The following is a 16962-nucleotide window of genomic DNA, read 5'->3' on the forward strand; positions in this document are numbered from 1 at the left end:
GCTCGGTGCGCCACTTCTCGCAGCCTGCGCCGACGACCCCCGGCACGGACTGTGGGCACCGACGGCCGGGCCGTTCGGCCCTGCCGTCCACGCGACGGCGGTCGCGACGATGAGGACATCAACGATCGATGTGGAGGTGACGATCATGTCATTCGTCATCATCGCCGTCCTGCTGCTCCTGGGCGTGCTCATCGTGGCCGGTCCGATGCTCGAGAACCTCATCGACCGGATCTGGCCGCCCCGAACCCGCCAGCACCGCTGAGATCACACGGGACCTTCGTCCCGTCCAGATCAGGCAGATGGCCCCGGTATCCGCGCTCCTGACAGGTACAGGCTCAAGGCACAGACATCAATGAAGGAGGACACCATGACAACCATCGGACGGAACACCGCCGCTCAGCTGGAGCACGTCGAGGCGCCCGGCTCCATGCTCAGCAAGACCGCCGCGAGGGCGCTGGCCGTGCTGCGCATGTCCACCGGCTTCGTGTTCCTGTGGGCGTTCTTCGACAAGCTGTTCGGGTGGGGCTTCGCGACCACCGCGGAGCGCGCCTGGATCAACGGCGGCTCGCCCACCAAGGGCTTCCTCTCCGGCGTCGAGGTCGGCCCCGGCTGGCTGCAGACGTTCTTCCACGACATCGCCGGCGACCCGTGGGCCAACTGGCTGTTCATGCTGGGCCTGCTCGCCATCGGCCTGGCCTTCGTGCTGGGCATCGGCATGCGTCTCGCCGCCGGCGCCGGCGCGCTCATGATGGTCCTCATGTGGGCCGCCGAATGGCCGCTCGACAAGACCACCAGCGCGGGCGAGCCGAGCATGTCGACCAATCCGATCGTCGACTACCACATCATCTACGGCATCGCCGGCATCGTCCTGGCGCTGGCCTACTCCGGCCACACGTGGGGCCTCGGCAAATGGTGGGCGTCCCTGCCCATCGTGCAGAAGAACCGCTGGCTCATCTGACGCCATGCGTACTGTTCGACGGGACACCCTCGCCCGGCCGCGACCAGCGCGGCCGGGCGATCCGGCTTCTCCGGGCGAGTCATGGCGCGGCGCCAGCCGCCGGATCGTCGCACCACCATCGGAGAGCGAGAACTCAGCAGCCGATGTCGCGGTGGCGCAACCCGGCCCAACCCGCACCGACGACCGCCGCCGCGATCCCGGTCAGGATCAGCACGGGCAGGACGGCCGGATGGTCCAGCGGCACCTGCGGGGTGTGTGCGAACGGGGACGCCCGCCGCGACCATGCCGGCAGGTCGAAGGAGTCGGCGAAGAGCGCCACCACCGCGCAGTACCCGACCACCACCCAGGCCAGAACGGCGGACCATCGCGGCCACCACCCGATGGCCAGCGCCGCCACGGCGACCACCGACCACACGGCCGGCAGCTGGTACAGCGCCACGCCGATCAAGCGAGGCACCTGGCCAGCGTCATCGACGGTCAGCCCGTACCCGGCGCCGGTGCCGGCGCCGGCCGCCAGCAGCACCAGCGCGCTACCGGCCAGCGCCACGCTGAGGTGGCCGCCCAGCCAGGCCAGCCGGCTGGTCGCGGTGGCCAGCACCGGCTCGGCACGGCCCGACGTCTCCTCGGCTCGCGCCCGTAGAGCGGCGGTCACCCCGTACGCGGCGGCGAGCAGCGCGCACATGCCGACGGTCAGCGCCAGGTACGCGTCGACGATGTCCGACGCGCCGCCCGGCAGGAACTCGGCCACCGCGGGGTTGTCCCGGACGTAGCTCTGGATGCTGTCGCCGATCGACCCGTACGCGACGCCCAGCAACGCCAGGCCGACCACCCAGCCGGTCAGCGCGCCCCGCTGCAGCCGCCAGGCGAGGGCGTACGCGTTGCGCAGCGACCGGCCGGCGGTGGCCCGTCCGAGCCGTGGCGGCACCAGGCCCGCGCCGAAGTCGCGCCGCTGTTGCAGCGCCACCGCGCCCGCGAGGAGCAGCACGGCGGCGGCCACCGGCAGCAGCAGCGGCCACCACCGGTCGCCGGTGTATGGAAAGGTCCGCTGGCCCCAGCCGATGGGTGAGGCCCAGGACAGGGCGCCGTCGCCGGTGTCGCCCGCGGCCCGCAGCGCGTACGCGGCGCCGAGCACCGACGCGACCGACCCGTAGACCGCACGGGGGCTCTCGAACACCTGCGCCGCGACGGCGGTCAGGGCCGTGAAGGTCAGCCCGACGGTCGCGATGCCGGCGCCGAACAGCACCGACCCCGCGGCCGGCAGCCCGGTGCCGGCGGCCGCGGCCAGCACCAGGACGCCGACGATCACGTCGGCCAGCGCGGCGACGGCCACGGCGGCCGCGAGCGGGGCGTGCCGGCCGACCCGGGCCGACCTGAGCAGTTCCGCCCGGCCGGTCTCCTCGTCGGTACGGGTGTGACGGCCGACGAGAAACATGCTCATCAACGCGACCACGATCGCGGCGAAGGCGAATATCTCGAAGACCACCTCGCCGCCGATCGAGGTGAGCAACTCGGGCGGACCGCTCATCGCGATCACCGCGGTGTTGCCGCCGACGGTCCGGCGCAGGTTGGCCAGGCCCTCGGGAGTGCCGTACAGGTTCTGGCTCTGCGTCGACTGGATCAGCACGAGCACCGTGACGCCGAGCAGCCACCACGGCAGCGCGAACCGTTCCCGGCGGAGCATGAACCGGGCCAGGCCCACCGCCCCGGTCACGAGCCGTTCCGCTCGCCGTAGTGGCGCAGGAACAGTTCCTCCAGCGTGGGAGGGGTGCTGGTCAGGCTGCGGACGCCGAGCGGGGCGAGCCGCCGCACGACGGTGTCCAGTTGGGCGGTGTCCACGTCGAAGCGGGCGTGCCCGTTCTCCATCACCACGTCGTGGACGCCCGGCAAGGCGTCCAGCCCGGTCAGCGGCCGCACGGTCTCCACCGTGATCGAGGTACGGGTGAGATGTCGCAGCTCGGCGAGCGTGCCTGACTCCACGGTCCGGCCGAGCCGGATGATGCTCACCCGGTCGCAGAGCGCCTCCACCTCGGCCAGGATGTGGCTGGACAACAGCACCGTACGCCCCTGACGCTTGACCTCCCGGATGCATTGCTGGAAGGCCGACTCCATCAGCGGGTCCAGACCGGCCGTCGGCTCGTCCAGCAGCAGCAGCTCCACGTCGGAGGCGAGCGCCGCGATCAGCGCGACCTTCTGCCGGTTGCCCTTGGAGTAGGCGCGGGCCTTCTTCCGCGGGTCCAGATCGAACCGGTCCAGCAGTTCGTCGCGCCGGCGGCGGTCGAGGCCGCCGCGCATCCGGCCGAGCAGGTCGATGACCTCGCCACCGCTGATGTTGGGCCACAGCGTGACGTCGCCCGGAACGTAGGCGAGGCGGGCGTGCAGGGCGACCGCGTCCCGCCACGGGTCGCCGCCGAGCATCCGCACCTGGCCGCTGTCCGGACGCAGCAGGCCGAGCAGGACCCGGATGGTGGTCGTCTTCCCGCTGCCATTGGGCCCCAGGAACGCGTGCACCTCACCGGGCCGCACCATTAGATCGAGCCCGTCGAGGGCCCGGGTCGCGCCGAACGACTTGGTCAGAGAGGTGATTGAGATGGTGGCGTCGCCGGGCACGGTCATGACTCGTCTCCTCGGTCACCTCATCGATGGCTGCCGGGTTCCTCCATCATCCATCGCCGGACCCGTCCCGGCGCGACAGACCGGAAGTCTCCCGTCGAACCGCGGTCTGCTCGCTCGGCGGCACCGTACGTTCGGCGCGTTCTTTGATGCCGAGCAGCATCCGCCTTTCCATGATCAAGCTGCCGGGTTCCATGACGAGCCGGGTGACGATCCTGGCCGGCCACGAGGCTGTGGGAGCGGCGATGCGGTTTCGGCTGACCAGGCGCGTGTACGCCCCCTCCGGGTGAAGGCGGAACGTCCAGACCCAGTCGCCGTCCTCGGAGCGGAAGCTCAGGGTCTGTTCCGGTTCGCAGATCTCGACGCGCATGCCGGGCCCGTCCGGCCCGAGGGGCAGCACGTCACCGACGGCGAGGTGCTGGAACCGCGGCAGGATCTCGTCGGCGCTGTGCATGCCGAGACCGAGCAGGTTCTCGATCCAGTCGTAGGTGTAGGCGCCGCCGCGGCCGCTGCCCATCTGGACCAACCAGGGCCAGACCGCTGCCGGCGGGGCGTCGACGGTGACGGCGCGGGTGGACTGCAGGTCCGGTTCGAGGAGCAACTCGTCGCCGGCCAGTGGGCCCGTCGCCTCTTCCGGCGTGGCGCCCCAGGTGAGATACCACCGGCGGGCGGGCGGCGAGTACGCCGCGACCGCCACGCCGGCGGCGATGATCCAGGAGAGTCTCATCGCGACAGGACCACCTTGAGCGCTCCGGTGCGGATCGGGTCGGCGAAGACGTCGTACGCCTCGGTGAACTCGTCGAGACCGAACCGGTGGGTGACCATGTGCCCGAGATCGAGTTGCCCGGCGACGAGCATGCCGAGCAGCTTCGGTGTGGAGCACGTGTCGACCAGGCCGGTGGTGATGGTGATGTTGCGGATCCACAGGTCTTCCAGGTGCAGGGTGGCCGGCTTGCCGTGCACGCCGATGTTGGCGATGTGCCCGCCGGCGCGCACCAGCGCGGTGCACAGTTCGAAGGTCTGCGGTGTCCCGACGGCCTCCATCACCACGTCGGCGCCGAGTCCGCCGGTCAGGGCCCGCACGGTGGTGAGCGGGTCGTCCGCGCCGGCCAGCACAGTGGTGTCCGCGCCGAACATCTTCGCCGCCTGCAGCCGGCTGGCGGCCTTGTCGACCACCACGATGTGCGCGGGCGAGTAGAGCCGTGCGGTGACGACGGCGGCGAGCCCGATCGGGCCGGCGCCGACTACCACGACGGTGTCGCCGGGCTGGACCCGGCCGTTGAGCACGCCGACCTCGTACGAGGTGGGCAGGATGTCGGCCAGCAGCACGGCCGCCTCGTCGCTGACCTGTTCCGGCAGCTTGTAGGTGGACAGGTCGGCGAACGGGATCCGGGCGTACTCGGACTGCACGCCGTCGACCAGGTGGCCGAGGATCCAGCCGCCACCGCCGAGGCATTGTCCGTAGCCGCCTTCCCGGCAGAACCGGCAGATGCCGCAGGCCGAGATGCACGAGGCCAGCACCCGGTCGCCGGCGGTCAGGCCGGTCACTCCGCTGCCGGTTTCGACGACGGTGCCGACCGCTTCGTGGCCGAGGACCCGGCCGGCCGGCACCTCGGGCACGTCACCGCCGAGGATGTGCAGGTCGGTGCCGCAGATCGTGACGGCATCGACCTGGATCACCGCGTCTCGTGGTTCCTGGATTACCGGGTCGGGGATCTCGGTCCACGTTCTGACTCCCGGTCCGCCGTACACCAGTCCCTTCATGGCGCCCCTCCTCACATCGATGGGTCCTGGTTCCACACTCGTCCGCCGGCCGCCGGTCCGGCAGGGACGTTCGGCCCTACTCGGCGGGCCGGGCGCAGGTCTACCAACGAAGAGAGAGGACTGACCGCGGGCCACGGAGGGCGAGGATCGGATGTCCAGGTATGTGTACGACTTCATCGAGGGCAACAAGGATCTTAAAGATCTGCTCGGCGGTAAGGGCGCCAACCTGGCCGAGATGACCCGGATGGGTCTGCCCGTTCCGCCCGGCTTCACCATCAGCACCGAGGCGTGCCGGGCATACCTGCGTGCCGGGTCGATGCCGGCCGGGCTCCTCGACGAGGTCGAGCAGCATCTGCGGATGGTTCAGGAGCGGATGGGCAAAGCGCTGGGCGCCGCCGACAACCCGCTGTTGTTGTCGGTGCGATCCGGGGGAAAGTTCTCGATGCCCGGCATGATGGAGACGATCCTCGACATCGGGCTCAACGACAGCAGCGTGGCCGGGCTCGCCCGGCAGAGCGGCGACGAGCGCTTCGCGTGGGACTCGTACCGGCGGTTGATCCAGATGTTCGGCAAGACCGTGTTCGGCGTACCCGGCGAGCAGTTCGAGGCCGAACTCGCTGCGGCTCGTACGGCCGCGGGTGTGCGGTCGGACGCTGACCTGACCGCCGCGCAGTTGCGGGACGTCGTCGGCGCATACAAGAAGGTGTTTCACGCGCACACCGGCCGTGATTTCCCGCAGGCGCCGCACGAGCAACTGTTCCTGGCCATCGGCTCGGTCTTCACGTCCTGGAACGCCGAACGGGCGGTCCTCTACCGGCGGCAGGAACGCATCCCGCACGACCTGGGCACCGCGGTGAACGTCATGGCGATGGTCTTCGGCAACCACGGCGGCGACTCCGGCACCGGGGTGGCGTTCACCCGTGACCCGGCCACCGGGCGGCGCGGTGCCTACGGCGACTACCTGCGCAACGCCCAGGGCGAGGACGTCGTGGCCGGGATACGCAACACGATGAGCCTCGACGATCTGGCCGGCATCGACCCGAGGTCCCACCGGGAGCTGCTGTCGATCATGGAACGGCTGGAGCAGCGTTACCGGGACCTGTGCGACATCGAGTTCACCATCGAGAACGGCAAGCTGTGGATGCTGCAGACCCGGGTCGGCAAACGCACCCCGGCCGCCGCGTTCGTCATCGCCGGGCAACTCGTCGACGAGGGTGCCATCACCCTCGACGAGGCCCTGCAGCGGGTCACCGGCGAGCAGCTCGCTCACCTGATGTTCCCGAGCTTCGACACGGCGGCCGCCCCCGAACCACTGGCCACCGGGGTGCCCGCTTCCCCGGGCGCGGCCGTGGGTGCGGTCGTCTTCGACTCCGCCGCCGCTGCCGCCGCGACCGGGCCGGTCATCCTGGTCCGCCGGGAGACGAACCCCGATGATCTGCCCGGCATGATCGCCGCGCAGGGCATCCTGACCAGCCGGGGCGGCAAGACGTCGCACGCCGCCGTGGTCGCCCGAGGTATGGGCAAGACCTGTGTCTGCGGCGCGGAGGACCTCGACATCGGCGAAGACTCGTTCACCGTCCACGGGCAGGTCGTCAAGGCCGGGGACATCATCTCCGTCGACGGCACCAGCGGACGTGTCTACGCCGGAGCGGTGCCCGTACGGCCTTCCCCCGTGGTCCGGTACTTCGAGGGGGAGCTGTCGCCGGCCGGCGATTCGCTGCTGTCCGCGGTCCAGCGGCTGCTGAGGCACGCCGATCATGTCGCACGGCTGGGTGTGCACGCGAACGCCGACACCGGGCCGGACGCCGCGCGGGCCCGGCGGTTCGGCGCGACCGGGGTGGGCCTGTGCCGTACCGAGCACATGTTCCTCGGCGACCGCCGGGTGCTGGTCGAACGGCTGATCCTCGCCGACGGCGACACCGAACGGCGGGCCGCGCTCGCGGCGCTGCTGCCGCTGCAGCGCGCCGACTTCATCGAACTGTTCACCGCGATGGACGGCCTGCCGGTGACGATCCGGCTGATCGACCCGCCACTGCACGAGTTCCTGCCCCCGTTGGAGGAACTGACCGCCCGCGTCGCCCGCGCCGAAGCGCTCGGCGACGATCCCGGACACGACGCGACCCTGCTGACGGCCGTCCGCCGCATGCACGAGTCCAACCCCATGCTGGGGCTGCGGGGCGTACGCCTCGGGCTGGTCGTGCCCGGCCTCTTCGCCATGCAGGTCCGGGCCATCGCGGAGGCCGCCGCGGCGCGGGTCGCCGCCGGCGGCGACCCGCGCCCGGAGATCATGGTCCCGCTGGTCGGCGCGGTTCAAGAACTCGAGGTGGTACGGGCGGAGGCCGCGTCGGTGCTCGCCGAGGTCGGCGGGGCGCCGCCGATCCGGATCGGCACCATGATCGAGGTCCCGCGCGCCGCCCTCACCGCCGGCCAGATCGCCGAACACGCCGACTTCTTCTCCTTCGGCACCAACGACCTGACCCAGATGACCTGGGGGTTCTCCCGCGACGACGTCGAAGGCGCATTCTTCGGCAGATACCTGGAACGGGGCATCTTCGCCGCGTCGCCGTTCGAGACCCTCGACACCGGTGGCGTCGGTGAACTCGTCCGCACCGCTATCGAACGCGGCCGGGCCACCCACCCCGGCCTGGTCACCGGAGTCTGCGGGGAACACGGCGGCGATCCCGCCTCGATCCGCTTCTTCCACGACGCCGGACTCGACTACGTCTCCTGCTCACCCTTCCGGGTGCCGATCGCCCGCCTCGAAGCCGGCCGGGCCGCGACCACCGAGGCCGCCGCCTCGGACAGCAGATAGGAGAACGCCATGACCACCACCTTCGACGGGCGGCCCGATCTGGTCACCGTCCGCTCCGGACAGCGCGAGATCGGGGTGTACGCCATCGGCGCCGACCGGACCCGGTTCGTGCCCGCCGTCGATGTCACCGCCATCGTGCTCGCCGCACTGGCGAGCACGGTCCTCACCGCGACGGCCCTGGCCATCGCCGCCGCGATGCGCCGACAGCCGGCCGTCGGCACCGTGACCATGGGCCCCGGCGGGTGGGTCAGCATCAAACGCGCTGCCTGCCCGCCACTGCGCGGCGCGGCATCACCGCCGCGGCCGTGGTGGGCGCACGCGTTGCGGGCACACCGCCTGGTCGTTCAGCGATGACGAGCCGGACGCTCGTGAGATGTCGTCCATGGTGTTCCCGATCGGCCGGGACGCCCACCGTGTCGCGGTCTTGGGAGCAATGGATCTCTGCTGCGCCGGGAATTGCGTCAGATGGTAGATCGAGATAGGTGCTTGTGCGGCTTGCCTACGGATATGTCGTGTGACGTGAGCGAAACGTGTTCGTTGGCGAAGATCTCTTCGGCCTGGTGAAGCCCTGCTCGGAGTGGCGAAAGTCGATGGCTGCGTACCGTGAGGGTGAACGTGTGGCATCTGCACCGGTCGGGCCATATGCCGGGCTGCCGGTGTCCGGTAGACCCATGGGAGTGCCGGTTGGGATGGGCCGTGCGTGTCCGTGGCGAGGAGGTGGCGTGTGGGGCCGTTGTCGGTCAGCCATGATCAAGAGGCGCTCTGCCTGGCGCTGAGCGGTGATATCGATTTCGTCAACTCAGCGCCGATAACGCAAGCGATCCGGGAGGCGGTGATTCAGAGCCAGCCGACGCTGGTACGAGTGGACGTGGCCGAGGTGAGCTTCCTGGATTCCTCCGGTCTCGGAGTCTTGGTGGCTGCCCTGCGCGTCGCGACGGACTGCGGGGCCGTTTTCCGGGTGGAACGTCCCAACGCCAATGTGTACGGCCAACTCGAAATCGCCGGCCTGCTGGAGATATTCGGCCTGGCCGACTCTGATGGTGGCCGCAGCGTTGCCGGGCGGTGAACAACGACGCTACCAGCGGGCCGGCCGGGCAGAGCGACCGCTCGTTTGAGGTGCCGGCCAAATCGCTTGACGGTGCGGATCGCCGCGGGAGGCGCGATGAGCGTGGAACAGCAGCACGAGTACCGGCAGCGGCTGGCCGCGCTGGATGAGACGGTGGCGCGGGCACAGTGGGATCCCGCCGCACAGGTGCATCGAGCGGCGGGGCTACTGGCCGGGCGGGTCGGGTGCCGAGTCGACGAGGCTCACACCTATCTGCTGGACCGGGCGGCACAGCAAGGCCGCCCGGCGGCCGCGGTGGCCGGTGACATCCTGACGGCCCTGCAAGGCCGTCCAGGATCCGGGTCGCGGCCCCTGGACGCCGAGGTGGACAAGGCGCTACGCCCCCGGAGCGGAAATCCAGCGGCGGGGCGCCGGCTTCCCGCGTACCCGCCGTCACGGGCGGTCGATGACTGGGGGCCGCTGGTACAGCAGGTCCTCGACGCGATGCCAGGTAACCACATGGCGCTGTCACCGGTGTTCGGTGACAGCGCCGAGATCTCCGACTGGATGATCGTTGCGGTAAGTCAGGAGACGGCCGACTTCTCCGGCCGCGACGTGGCCCAAGCGGTGGGCCGGCGCATCACCCAGGCGTATCCGGCAACGGTGGATACGCCGGTGTGGCAGGCGTGGCGCGACGTGATGGCTGACGGGTGCGCGCGCGAGGTCGGGCCGTTCCCGTATATGAGCAAGAGTGCCCGGGCACCCGCCGACGTGTTGATGACCGCCTGGGTGTCGCGGGTGGGGCCGGGAGTGCTCAGCCGCTGGGTGCGCCACGACGAGCAGACCCGACAGGCCGAACGGATCGCGCATACCGAACGGCTGGGCCAGCTCGGCTGGGGCGAAGCCGATCTGGTCACCGGCCAGATCGTGTGGTCGGACGAGTTGTATCGCATCTATGAACGTGACCCGGCGCTGGGGCCGATGTCCAGCGATGAACAGAACGCCGTGACCTTGCCCGAGGATGAGCCGATCCGCCGGCAGGCGGCGGAGGGCTTCGGCCGCGGGGACACCGTCGATGTCACCACCCGTATCCGCGTAGGCGGGAGGGTCAAGCATGTGCGCAGTGTGGTGGACGCTGTCCGCGATGTGCAGGGCCGGCCGGTGAAGGTGTACGGCATCGTGCAGGACGTCACCATGCAGCGGACCACCCGGGCACAGCTGGCCGAGGTGGAGCAGTTGCTGCAGCAACACCAGCACAGCCTCGCCGCCGAGCACGAGCTAGCCGCCCAGCTGCGCCAGATCGTGCTACCCGTGCCCGCCGAGCCGTTCGACCTGCCCGGGCTGCGGGTCGCCGTCCGCTACCTGCCCGCCGAGGAGGCGAGCCGGGTCGGCGGCGACTGGTTCCACGCGGCCCTCGCCGACGACGGCAGCGTGGTACTCGCCGTCGGTGACGTAGCCGGACACGGCATGCACGCCGCCACGGTCATGGCCGAGCTGCGGCACATGCTCGCCGGTCTCACCGTGACCACCACCACCGACCCGGCGCAGCTGCTGTGGCACCTCAACCGGCTGCTCTACTCCCGCGCCACCACCGCGACCGCCGCGGTGGCCCGATTCGATCCGCAGAGCCGTTCCATCACCTGGGCGCAGGGCGGGCATCCGACACCGCTACATGCCCGCGCCGGTGTCACCACCGAACTCGCCGCGCCGCGCGGCACACTGCTCGGTGCCGTCCGCGCCGCCCACTACGACACCGCCACGGTCAGTCTGGCCCCCGCCGACCTGCTGCTGCTCTACACCGATGGACTGATCGAACACCGTAGGCACACCCTCGCCGAAGGGCTCGCCCCCGTCATAACCACCCTCAACGACATATCCGCTTCCGGCAGCGAGCAGCCACTGGCCGACCTCCTGACGCGGCTGCGCCGGGCCAACCCCGATGACGACACCTGCATCCTCGCCGTACGCCACCACACGCCGGCACCACCCGACCAACCCGAAGGTGACCATGCCTGAACACCTGCGCCGTTCGGGGCGACGGCCAAGCCCGGACGACGACCGCCCGCCGTCGGTGCGTGACTTCACCGTCGACGATCTTCGTACGCTGCGCCACGACGTGACGCGATTCGCCCGGGCGAGCGGCCTTACCGATCCCGTCCTGTACCGCTTCGTGCTCGCCATCCATGAGCTCGCCACCAACGCCGTCCGCCACGGCGGCGGCCACGGACGCCTCGAACTGCGACGGACCCGCGACCAGCTCTGCTGCCAGGTCAGCGACCACGGTCCCGGCATGCCGCCCGCACAACCCCGAATCCGGCCGGCCGTCGACGCGCCCAGCGGACGCGGCCTGTGGCTGGCCAAGCACGCGGGCGAACTCACCTGCACCAGCGGCAACCACGGCACCAGCGTCACACTGACCTGCACGATCTCACCGCCAACCACGGCCAATGACATCCAGGCAGAACCGCAGCACGGCGGCGTCGCGGGTGGGGGCGGTCAGGAGGGTGCGAATGTCGTCGATGGCGGTGATGACGGTGTGTAGGGGTCGGCATTGGTGCGCGGCGATGCGTCGAGGCTGCCAGCCGACAAGCAGCAGGCCGAGCAGGCGCCACTGCGGGTGGGTCAGACCGTGCAGGTCCGGCTGAGCGGACAGCAGCACCACGGCGCGCAGATGCCCGGGAGGTAGGTTCAGGCCGTCTGATCGGCTCACCACGCGGGCGCGAGCAGTCCGAACTGGCCGTCGAAACGCCGGTACAGCACCCGGGCTCGCCGGCTGCGCGGGTCGGTGAAGAACAGGAACCGCCGGTCCGGCGCGGCGTTGAGCAGTTGCACCGCCCGGGCCAGCGCCATCGGCACCGCCGGCCATCGCTGGATCGTCAACGGCACGGTGAGGCCGGCGGGCGCCGGCGCGGGCACCGACCGGTGCAGGCTGTAGCCGGTGGCGCCGTCCCGGTGGACCAGCGCGTCCCCGCCGGTAGCGTCGTCGACGAACAGATGGAACGGATAGTCACGCAGGTCCATCGCGAACGCCGCCGAGTCCGGGGTCTGCACGGCGAGGTGGTAGTCCTTCATCCGCACGATGCGCCCGGCCGCCGTCCGCGGACCGGCCAGGCCGATCGGGCTCTGCGGGTACGGCGAACACCACTCGCCCGCCACGAAACCGACGTCGCCGGAACGTTCGGCGGCCAGGTGCTGGTCGAGGCGGTGCAGTCGCAGCAACAGCCCGGCGGCGGCCTGCTCGATCGCCTCGCGGACCGTGGGCGCGGCCGTCTGCACCCTGATCATCCGGGCCCGGACGGCCACGTTCACCTGCGCCACCACCGTGAACGCAGTGGTGTCGTACCCGCCGTACGGGCTCAGGCGTGCCCTGAGGCGTTCGGCCGCGTGGTCGACGGTGGCGAGGACATCGCCGATGACGCGCTGGGCGTACGCCGATTCCTCGGCGGTGACCGGGCCGGACACGGCCACGGCGGGGTGTTCTCGTGTCACGTTGCGGCGAGCCGACATGCGCCGTCCTCTTCCGAGAAGATTCCTGACCGAGCCAGATTAGCCGTAGAGGTAGGCGAGGTTTGGCCACCGCCACCTGCCGCCGCGACGGGCGATCTACGCACCGTCGATGTGTGGGCCGGCGGCACATGGCTGACCACTTTCGACAACACGGCCTTTGTCCTCTCCTTCACCCGTTACATGCGGTCCGACGCAGAGCAGGTGCGTCGCCGTGACATCAGGCCCTCTCCTTTCCCAGAGCACTCACCGAAGGAAGTCTGCCAGCTGCTCTACGCCGAGTCGGCTGAGTCGGATTTCCCATGGCAATTCCGGCTAATGGACTGGGGGCCGACCACTGACGACGTGACCTGCTTCGCCTACCTGAACGGCGACGAACTAGTCCTCACCCTCGTCCAGCGGGTAGACAATCAATTGCCCGACGACCCACTTAAGGTCATCGTCGCCAAAATGCTGGCGGAGGAGTTCGTAGCCGTCCTTACCGAAGCCGCTGATCTTCTGGATGCCGAACGCCTTCGATGAATGGTTCCGCGAGCAACGCTCCACCCTTGCGAGTTCCGCGACGAATTCGTGCGATTTGGCTTAGCCGTCCGCGGGGTAAGCAGTTAGGAAGATCGGCCCATGGGTTTTGCCGGGATGGCATCATCCGCCGAACTTATGATCGAATCCGAGTCAGAGTTTCCTTTGGTCGTCATCGATCCCGCCGTAGTGCTATTACGGTTCCCTGCCGAGTCGTGTAGACGCACTCTCTTCGGATCAGTAAGTGTGATCATGCGGCTTCTGCGAGCAGACGGGTGAACCGCTGAGCGGGGGTGTCGTTGGAGCCGCGCTGCCACGGGCTGGCCGGGTCGCAGAAGTAGACCGGCGTGCTCGTGGCTGCCGTGAACTCGGCATGCCGGCCCACCTCGACGCCCTGGGCAGGTGGACGAGAAGGACGTAGCGGGTGCTGCGCTCGACCAGGGTGCCGATGGCGGTCCGATTCTGGGCACCCATGATCAGGTCACCTTCCCAGTGACCGGGCAAGGCGCGGTCCTCGGCGGTGGCGGGCCGGTCGTGAATGCTCTTCGAGCGGTCGGTGAACCGCGGTGTCCGCTGCCCGCGGCTGCGACGACGCTTGCGATAGGTACGACCCGTGCGCAGTAACGGCAACCGACTGCGCTTCGGCACAGCGAGGGGCGGGCCCGCCCTTCGCGAGGCGCCGGGCTCAGCCGGCCCCGCCGGCCGGCGCCCCGAAGGAGATCGACGACAGCGTGCCGGTCCACCTGTTACGCACATCGTCCGGCACCCGGCCGTCGACCAACGGCATCAACTGGTGAACCAGCCGTATCCCCCGGGCCCGCACGCGGGCGTCCACCAGCGGCGCCCAGCCGTCGGCCACCGCGTGCACCGCGTCCTCGCCGACGACCAGCAGTTCCTCGGCGCCCGCGCCGAGCAGCACGGCGACGTGGAACCGGCTCACCGCCGCGGCGATCGAGTACGCCGTTTCGGCGTCCCGGGTCACGAAGGTGGTCGTCGCGTCCCCGATCCGGCCCATGAGCGGCTCCAGGGCATGCATGAGCGTCTCGTTGACCCGGTCACGCACGAGGTTGCTCTGCCGGGCGACCCCGTCCCATCGGGTGTGCTGCCAGCTCACCATGGATCGCGTCGGGTGGCCGGGATGTGCGCGATAGAGCCAGTACGGCTCCACCGGCGGCGGCGCGGTCTCGCTGTCGAGCACCACCACCAGGTCCCGCCGTTCGCCGTCCCACGCCGTGCGCGTCTGCAAGGTGAACACCACGGCCCACCACGCCGTCGTGCTCAAGGTGGCCTGCCAGAGCAGGGCGTGCCGTCTCCACAGCAGCGCCAGGTCGGGTGCGCCGGGGAACAGCTCACTGGCGCGGACCGTGCCGTTGAGCGCGACCGCGAGCAGCACCAGGTTGAGATCGTAGGCGGCATGACGGTCCGGAGCCGGCGCCTTCACCGGCTGGTACTCGCGCACGTCATGGTCGGTCGTGCGCTCGTCGAGCCGGTGGAACAGCGTGATCGGCAAGCGCCGGGCGTCATCGGGGAAACGCCGTGCCGCCAGCTCACGGATGAACGCCAGGATCGGCTCGCGGTTGGTCAGCGGCGAGAACGACAGCAACGCGTGCAGGCGGCCGTCGCGGCACCCGGAGGGCCCGAACACCGACGCGCCGGCGGAGGCCTCCTCCTCGGCGAGATCCGTCAGCATCCGCATGATCAGGCGGGCGATCAGGTACTCGCCGAACGTGGCGTGCAGAAACTCATAGGTGTGCAGGCGGGCGCCGTCGCGGGTCGCCTGCCCACGCTGCATGAAGAAGAACCGGCCGACCAGTTTCTCGGCCTGGTTGAGCGGCTGCCGGAAGCCGCCGGACGGCTCGGCGAGGGCCGACGGCAACAGCGCTCGCAGGTCGGCGTCGAGTTCGGACGCGGTGATCCACTGACGTCTGCGGTTGAACATGCCGAACGCCGCGACCGAAAGCCGCAGCAACTCCACCTCGACGAGGTTGGTGAGCTGGGCCTCGGTCGCCGCGACGTGCATCTTGGTGACCTCGCGGCGAGCGAACGCGGTCAGCAGACGCTCGTAGAGGGAGCTCTCGTCGAGGTTCGCCCCCGCCGCGCGCAGCGCGTTGGTATCGGCGTCGTACAGGGCGAGCATCATCAGCAGGAGCGGCTGACCCGCCAGGTTCGGCTGGCGCAGGACGACGTCGGCATCGAGCACGGCGAGGCCCCGCCGGTGCAGGCCCACGGCGTTGAGGGTGTTCCACGTCTCGAGCCAGCGCCGAACGTGCGGCTCACGGAACGGCTCCAGCCGGATGGCGACCGTGCCCGCGGGCGCACCGGCCCGGTCCGCGACCGCCGTGCGGCTGGTGACCAGCACCGCGACCGGGCGGCCGAGCTCGGCCTCACGGCGCTGGAACGCGGCGACCCGGTCCAGGTAGTCGGACTGCGCGACGCCGGTGGCCTGCAGCAGTTCGTCGAATCCGTCGAGGAGCACCACGGGCAGGGCGAGCCCGGCGGCGCGGACCAGACCGGGCCAGGTGACGGTCTCGCCGGTGGCCATGCGGACAGCGGACTCGATCTGGTTCTGGATCTCGGCCTCGGCCGGCACGTCCCGCAGGACCACGCGGACGGGCAGGAAGTCGCGGGCGCCCAGGCGGGCGGCGAGGATGCGCGTGAGCACCGACTTGCCCGCGCCGGGCAGGCCCAGCACGAGGAGCGGCGATGCCGTCGCGGCGGGTGTCGTCAGGTGGCTGACGAGGAACTCCGCCAGGTCGCATCGCTCCGGCGCCTCGGCCCACCAGGACTCCTCAGCCGGGGAACTGCCCGTGTCTATCGGGCGGACACGGTAGTCCGGATCGACATAGCCCTCGACCAGAGTGGGGATCACCAGGTCCGCGGGGACGTCGCCCTCGGAGAGGATCGGCCGGTCGAGCGTCGTGCGCCAGGCACGGATGAGCGTGGCGGCCACATCGCTCGGCCCATGACCGGACGCGAAGGAGTCCAGCACCGTCTCCATGCGTGCCAGGGCGGTACCCATCGCACGCTGCCGTTGCTCGGCGGTCCAGAGCGCGAACTCGGGCATCTCCGCGGCGAGACGGTGGTGCAGGTCCTCGTACCGCCGGCATGCGGCCGTCGGAAGGTCCACGCGGATCGCGTTCAGCGCCGCGCGTTGCCGGGTCTGGTCCAGCTTCTCCCAGACCACCAGACCCTCGGCGAACTCGAGCAGCGCGCCGGCGATGGACCCGTACCACTGCCGCAGATCGGTGCGGAACCTCGCGTGGTCCAGGTGCGGGACGGGTATCGGCGCCTCCGCCTCGGCCAGCCGGTGAACGAGAGGATCGACACCGGTGATGTGGCGACGCTCGTCCGCGGTGAGCGCCAGGCTGCGCACGTCGAAGGGCAGATCGATGTCGTCCAGCGCCCCGAAGAACGCGGCCATGGCGATGATCGTATGCGCGGCCCGCAGACGCTGTGTCCGGTCGTACCGCCCGTAGCCCTTGGTTCGGTCGCGGAGGCCGGTGATCACCCACTCGCCCAGCCGCACCGCTTCGGCCTTGCTGTCGAACAGGCTTATCGCCAGCTGGCTGCCGCCGCCGGTCGCCGCCAGCAGCAGCCCACCGAGCGCCCGATCGAGAGCCTTGACCAGCGGCGAGCCGCCACCGAGCAGTTCCACGGCATCCGCATAACCCACCACCTTGGACATCTGACGCAGCGTACCCGCGCCGGTCACGGATGGCTTCCGCGCGGTGAGCACGTCCTGTCGGCCCC

13 protein-coding genes and 1 pseudogene are annotated in these 16962 nt (G+C 70.3%); 7 read left to right on the forward strand and 7 right to left on the reverse strand.

What is annotated here, in order from left to right; translation table 11 throughout:
- The first annotated feature begins 367 nt into the window (after positions 1-367).
- Positions 368-958, forward strand: a complete 591-nt coding sequence (locus QLQ12_RS09000; protein ID WP_282758578.1) for a DoxX family membrane protein — start codon at positions 368-370, stop codon at positions 956-958.
- A 133-nt stretch (positions 959-1091) separates the two neighbouring features.
- Here QLQ12_RS09000 and QLQ12_RS09005 read toward each other — a convergent pair whose 3' ends face one another.
- Genes QLQ12_RS09005 through QLQ12_RS09020 form a run of 4 tightly spaced genes read right to left on the reverse strand, consistent with a single transcriptional unit; the run spans position 1092 to position 5332 of the window.
- The gene (locus QLQ12_RS09005; RefSeq protein WP_282758579.1) at positions 1092-2669 is read right to left on the reverse strand and encodes an ABC transporter permease; all 1578 of its coding nucleotides are present in this window, start codon (positions 2667-2669) and stop codon (positions 1092-1094) included.
- On the reverse strand, positions 2666-3571 hold the full coding sequence (locus tag QLQ12_RS09010; RefSeq protein WP_282758580.1) for an ABC transporter ATP-binding protein: 906 nt from the start codon (positions 3569-3571) through the stop codon (positions 2666-2668). The genes QLQ12_RS09005 and QLQ12_RS09010 overlap by 4 nt, the downstream gene beginning before the upstream one ends.
- Positions 3572-3617: 46 nt before the next feature.
- The gene (locus QLQ12_RS09015) at positions 3618-4295 is read right to left on the reverse strand and encodes an SRPBCC family protein (RefSeq protein ID WP_282758582.1); all 678 of its coding nucleotides are present in this window, start codon (positions 4293-4295) and stop codon (positions 3618-3620) included.
- The gene (locus QLQ12_RS09020; RefSeq protein WP_282758583.1) at positions 4292-5332 is read right to left on the reverse strand and encodes an alcohol dehydrogenase catalytic domain-containing protein; all 1041 of its coding nucleotides are present in this window, start codon (positions 5330-5332) and stop codon (positions 4292-4294) included. Before QLQ12_RS09020 ends, QLQ12_RS09015 begins: the two co-directional genes overlap by 4 nt.
- Before the next feature lie 151 nt (positions 5333-5483).
- Here QLQ12_RS09020 and ppdK point away from each other — a divergent pair, with 151 nt between their 5' ends.
- The 5 genes from ppdK (at position 5484) to QLQ12_RS09045 (ending at position 11731) form a co-directional block, all read left to right on the forward strand.
- Positions 5484-8144, forward strand: a complete 2661-nt coding sequence (gene ppdK / locus QLQ12_RS09025) for a pyruvate, phosphate dikinase (protein ID WP_282758584.1) — start codon at positions 5484-5486, stop codon at positions 8142-8144.
- Between the two features lie 9 nt (positions 8145-8153).
- Complete coding sequence (locus QLQ12_RS09030) at positions 8154-8498, forward strand: hypothetical protein (RefSeq protein ID WP_282758585.1); 345 nt, start codon at positions 8154-8156, stop codon at positions 8496-8498.
- Between the two features lie 370 nt (positions 8499-8868).
- A complete protein-coding gene (locus QLQ12_RS09035) occupies positions 8869-9210 on the forward strand; it encodes an STAS domain-containing protein (RefSeq protein ID WP_282758586.1) in 342 nt (113 codons plus the stop codon).
- A 96-nt stretch (positions 9211-9306) separates the two neighbouring features.
- A complete protein-coding gene (locus tag QLQ12_RS09040; protein ID WP_282758587.1) occupies positions 9307-11205 on the forward strand; it encodes a PP2C family protein-serine/threonine phosphatase in 1899 nt (632 codons plus the stop codon).
- Positions 11198-11731 carry an ATP-binding protein gene (locus QLQ12_RS09045; protein WP_282758589.1) on the forward strand — a complete coding sequence of 178 codons (534 nt, stop codon included), beginning with the start codon at positions 11198-11200 and terminating at the stop codon, positions 11729-11731. The genes QLQ12_RS09040 and QLQ12_RS09045 overlap by 8 nt, the downstream gene beginning before the upstream one ends.
- A gap of 164 nt (positions 11732-11895) precedes the next feature.
- Here the strand turns inward: QLQ12_RS09045 and QLQ12_RS09050 are convergent, their stop codons facing one another.
- Positions 11896-12696 (reverse strand): sigma 54 modulation/S30EA ribosomal C-terminal domain-containing protein, encoded by an 801-nt coding sequence (locus QLQ12_RS09050; protein WP_282758591.1) that lies wholly within the window; start codon positions 12694-12696, stop codon positions 11896-11898.
- Between the two features lie 111 nt (positions 12697-12807).
- Between QLQ12_RS09050 and QLQ12_RS09055 the strand changes: the two genes are divergently transcribed.
- Positions 12808-13215 (forward strand): hypothetical protein, encoded by a 408-nt coding sequence (locus QLQ12_RS09055; RefSeq protein WP_282758593.1) that lies wholly within the window; start codon positions 12808-12810, stop codon positions 13213-13215.
- Between the two features lie 247 nt (positions 13216-13462).
- On the opposite strand, the pseudogene QLQ12_RS09060 reads toward QLQ12_RS09055, so the two are convergent.
- Positions 13463-13854 (reverse strand): annotated as a pseudogene (locus QLQ12_RS09060) (transposase); the annotation flags it as partial.
- A gap of 43 nt (positions 13855-13897) precedes the next feature.
- A complete protein-coding gene (locus tag QLQ12_RS09065) occupies positions 13898-16897 on the reverse strand; it encodes an NACHT domain-containing protein (protein WP_282758595.1) in 3000 nt (999 codons plus the stop codon).
- Positions 16898-16962: the final 65 nt, after the last annotated feature.

It is taken from the genome of Actinoplanes sandaracinus (assembly GCF_030009775.1).
Taxonomy (GTDB): Bacteria; Actinomycetota; Actinomycetes; order Mycobacteriales; family Micromonosporaceae; genus Actinoplanes; species Actinoplanes sandaracinus.

Excerpts from the sequence above, each read along its gene's own strand:
- QLQ12_RS09000 (WP_282758578.1), top strand. The coding sequence starts at position 368 with ATGACAACCATCGGACGGAACACCGCCGCTCAGCTGGAGCACGTCGAG.
- QLQ12_RS09010 (WP_282758580.1), bottom strand. The coding sequence starts at position 3,571 with ATGACCGTGCCCGGCGACGCCACCATCTCAATCACCTCTCTGACCAAG.
- QLQ12_RS09015 (WP_282758582.1), bottom strand. The coding sequence starts at position 4,295 with ATGAGACTCTCCTGGATCATCGCCGCCGGCGTGGCGGTCGCGGCGTAC.
- QLQ12_RS09020 (WP_282758583.1), bottom strand. The coding sequence starts at position 5,332 with ATGAAGGGACTGGTGTACGGCGGACCGGGAGTCAGAACGTGGACCGAG.
- ppdK (WP_282758584.1), top strand. The coding sequence starts at position 5,484 with ATGTCCAGGTATGTGTACGACTTCATCGAGGGCAACAAGGATCTTAAA.
- QLQ12_RS09030 (WP_282758585.1), top strand. The coding sequence starts at position 8,154 with ATGACCACCACCTTCGACGGGCGGCCCGATCTGGTCACCGTCCGCTCC.
- QLQ12_RS09040 (WP_282758587.1), top strand. The coding sequence starts at position 9,307 with ATGAGCGTGGAACAGCAGCACGAGTACCGGCAGCGGCTGGCCGCGCTG.
- QLQ12_RS09045 (WP_282758589.1), top strand. The coding sequence starts at position 11,198 with ATGCCTGAACACCTGCGCCGTTCGGGGCGACGGCCAAGCCCGGACGAC.
- QLQ12_RS09050 (WP_282758591.1), bottom strand. The coding sequence starts at position 12,696 with ATGTCGGCTCGCCGCAACGTGACACGAGAACACCCCGCCGTGGCCGTG.
- QLQ12_RS09065 (WP_282758595.1), bottom strand. The coding sequence starts at position 16,897 with ATGTCCAAGGTGGTGGGTTATGCGGATGCCGTGGAACTGCTCGGTGGC.